Here is a 3,455-nt window from a genome sequence, read left to right as displayed (position 1 = left end):
TTTCCGTAATAGACTTCTGCAGCTGCCCCAACGCCATATGAGCGATGTCCCAGAAATATTTTATTCAGATACAAAGCCAGAATTTCTTCTTTAGACAGAATATTTTCTATTTCAAGTGACAGAAAGATTTCATTGATTTTGCGCAAATAGGTTTTTTCGTTACTTAAGAAAAAATTACGTGCCACCTGCATGGTGATAGTGCTGCCACCCTGGGCTTTTTCACCCGTCAGTGCCAAAGAATAAGCGGCCCGAAGCAAGCCTTGATAATCCACCCCCGGATGCTGGAAAAAACGATCATCTTCAGCAGCCAGAAACGCTTCAATAAGTTTAGGAGGAATGTTTTCGTAAGTGACAGGTATACGACGTTTTTCGCCAAACTCTGCCATCAGCAGACCTTCTTCACTGAAAATACGTAAAGGTATCTGCAACTGCACCGTGCGCAACGATTCTGCGTTTGGCAGTTTGGGAGATAAAAACAGATAGACGACAGCGATAAACAGCAGGCCAGCTATGAAAAAGGTAAAGCCCCATTTAAAAAGGCGTGACACAAGTCGCGACATTGGATTATTTGGTTCGCAAAAAATAAAACCGTAGAGTATATATAAACATCGTAATAATGCCAGTTAATCACTTTTCGGGAAGATGTCACATTTTTAGTTGTTGACATCCTGGTAATTGTTAATAAACTACTTTAACTTACAAAGGTAAGTGTACTTCACACATCATTTCGATGGAATTGGGGCGATGCATGTTTGGACGTAAAAAATCCCCTTTACTAGGGATAGACATCAGTTCTTCAGTTGTGAAGCTGTTGGAGCTTAATAAACGGGGTGATCGTTACACCGTCGAATCGTATGCGGTAGAGCCTTTACCGGTCAATGCTGTGGTAGAAGGACGAATTGAAAACAGTGACGAAGTTGCCGGCGCGATAAAACGTGCGGTGAAACGTTCAGGTACTAAATCCAAAGATGCCGCCGTAGCGGTTTCGGCAAACTCAGCCATTACCAAAGTGGTTTCCTTTCCCGCCTCGATATCAGAGCGGGATATGGAAGAAAATGTGATGCTGGAAGCTGAAAACTATATCCCTTACCCACTGGATGAAGTTCGACTGGATTTTGAAATTCTGGGGCCTTCGGCCGCGGATGCCGATGCCGTAGATGTGTTACTGGCCGCTTCACGGCGGGAAAATGTTGATGCCCGCACTGATGTATTGGAAAAAGCCGGACTTAAGCCTCGCCTGGTTGATGTTGAAGCGTATACCGTTGAAAATGCTTTTTCATTAATCGCCAGGCAATTACCCAATCAGGGAAATGGTTTAACCGTTGCCGTTGCAGATGTCGGGGCAAACGTGACCACACTGCACGTACTGGTCAATGGCAAAATCGTTTTTACCCGGGAACAGACCTTTGGTGGTCGAATGCTCACTGAGGATATTGAGCGTTACTATGGCATGTCTTATCAGGAGGCGGGGCGTGCCAAAAAAGATGGCAGCTTACCGGATGATTATCAGCCTAAAGTGCTTGAGCCCTTCAAACGATCCATGGCCGTCACTATTACCCGCGCCCTGCAATTCTTCTTTTCCGCCTCCAGTCAGTATCAATCCATAGACCACATCATTATTGCTGGTGGTTGTGCCTCAATCGAAGGTGTTGATCAAATTGTCGAGGCGGAAACGGGTACTTCTACATCGGTGGCCAATCCATTTACGGATATGGCTTTAGGCTCTCGAGTCAAAGTACAGGCGATTAGTAATGATGCCCCATCGATGATGATAGCGTGTGGGCTGGCCATGAGGAGCTTTGACTAATGGCACATATTAATCTTCTGCCATGGCGTGAAGAAAAGCGCCAGGAAAGACAGCAACAGTTTTATGTCGTAATGGGACTCACACTGGCATTTGCGATATTGGTTTTTTATGTTTTTACCAGCTATATGAACGGACTGCTGGATAAACAAAATCAACGTAATAATTATCTGCAACAGGAAATCACCAAATTAGATATTCAGATCAAAGAAATTCAGGACTTAGAGAAAAAACGTGATCGGCTACTGGCCAGGATGCGGGTGATTCAAGACTTGCAACAGAGTCGACCAAAAGTTGTGAAAGTGTTTGATTCGGTGGTTAGAACAGTTCCGGAAGGAATTCATCTTCAAGTTTTAAGCCGCGAAGGCGATAAATTGATTGTGCAGGGAGTTGCACAAACCAACGCCAGGGTATCTGTATTTATGAATCAACTGGATAAGGATCCGGAGTTTAGTGAATCAAAACTTCGTGTTGTTCAGCGTACATCTACCCGCGATGATGCAATTCGTCAATTTACTTTGGAAGTTACTGAGTCCAAACCTGAAACGAATAAGGAGCAATAGGCGTGGATATCCCTTCAGTTAATGATATTGATTTCAATGAAAGCGGCGAATGGCCGCTGGTTGGAAAAATCGTTGCCGCCTTGCTGATTTGTGCAGTGATCTGGGGTGGAGGTTATTACTTCCTGATTAAAGATAAGCGTACTGAACTGGCAAGACTTGAACAAACTGAAACTGAACTGCGTACAAGCTTTGAAGTAAAACAAAGTAAAGCCGTTAATCTGGAAGCATATAAAGAGCAGATGAAAGAAATGGAAGTTTCTTTTGCTTCCATGTTGCAGCAGTTACCCCGTAAAAGTGAGGTAGCGGATCTACTGGTAGATATTTCCAGAACAGGTTTGGTGAATGGATTGGAATTTGAATTATTCAAACCCGAAGAAGAACGGCCTATCGATTTTTATATAGAGCTGCCAATCACTATGCGGGTCACTGGTTCCTATCATCAGTTTGCTGAATTTATTAGTGGAATAGCGGCACTGCCACGTATTGTGACTATGCATAACTTCAAAATGGGACCATTAACAGCCAACGGCAATATGACCATGGATATTACCGCCAAGACGTATCGTTACTTTGACGAGCAAGGTAACTGATAATGAATATGTCCATGACAACTCAAACATTTATCCGCAACGTCATTCTGCTGTCCATTACCTTTATGCTGGCAGCCTGCTCCCCGCCAAAAGATGATCTGCAAACCTATGTGGCAGAAGTGAAAGCCCGGCAGGTAGTGGATATTCCGCCAATCCCGGTAATGAAACCCTATGAAAAATTCAGCTATGCAGCATCTGAATTACGTGACCCATTTGTTCCTACAGTCATTGATGTTCCAGAGCCGGAACCTGAAAAAGTGGTTGATAACGGTATTCAACCTAATGAAAATCGCAGAAGGGAAGTTCTGGAAAATTATTCTCTGAGCGACCTGCAATATGTCGGTACTCTGGAACAGGAAAGCTTATGGGCATTAATCCGGGCTCCGGACAGCACAATACATCGCGTGCAAATTGGTAATTATATGGGACGGAACCATGGCCAGATTGTTGCAATCAGTGAAACACAGTTGACATTAAAGGAAATCGTTCCTGAAGGAA

General features: G+C 43.9%; 5 protein-coding genes. 4 read left to right on the top strand and 1 reads right to left on the bottom strand.

Annotated elements, in window-relative coordinates:
* Positions 1 to 560, bottom strand: a 560-nt coding sequence (locus B3O33_RS05040) for a transglycosylase domain-containing protein (protein ID WP_292363126.1), incomplete at its 3' end; no start/stop codon positions are given.
* Between the two features lie 188 nt (positions 561 to 748).
* On the opposite strand from B3O33_RS05040, the gene B3O33_RS05035 reads away from it, so the two are divergent.
* The 4 genes from B3O33_RS05035 to B3O33_RS05020 form a co-directional block, all read left to right on the top strand.
* On the top strand, positions 749 to 1,807 hold the full coding sequence (locus B3O33_RS05035) for a pilus assembly protein PilM (RefSeq protein ID WP_292361243.1): 1,059 nt from the start codon (positions 749 to 751) through the stop codon (positions 1,805 to 1,807).
* Positions 1,807 to 2,367, top strand: a complete 561-nt coding sequence (locus tag B3O33_RS05030; protein WP_292361242.1) for a PilN domain-containing protein — start codon at positions 1,807 to 1,809, stop codon at positions 2,365 to 2,367. The genes B3O33_RS05035 and B3O33_RS05030 overlap by 1 nt, the downstream gene beginning before the upstream one ends.
* Before the next feature lie 2 nt (positions 2,368 to 2,369).
* A complete protein-coding gene (locus B3O33_RS05025) occupies positions 2,370 to 2,957 on the top strand; it encodes a type 4a pilus biogenesis protein PilO (RefSeq protein ID WP_292361241.1) in 588 nt (195 codons plus the stop codon).
* A gap of 14 nt (positions 2,958 to 2,971) precedes the next feature.
* A partial coding sequence (locus tag B3O33_RS05020; RefSeq protein WP_292363124.1) for a pilus assembly protein PilP occupies positions 2,972 to 3,455 on the top strand: 484 nt, incomplete at its 3' end.

This window comes from Methylophaga sp. UBA1464, from assembly GCF_002325665.1.
Lineage (GTDB): Bacteria > Pseudomonadota > Gammaproteobacteria > Nitrosococcales > Methylophagaceae > Methylophaga.
This window is presented reverse-complemented; position numbering and strand designations above follow the sequence as displayed.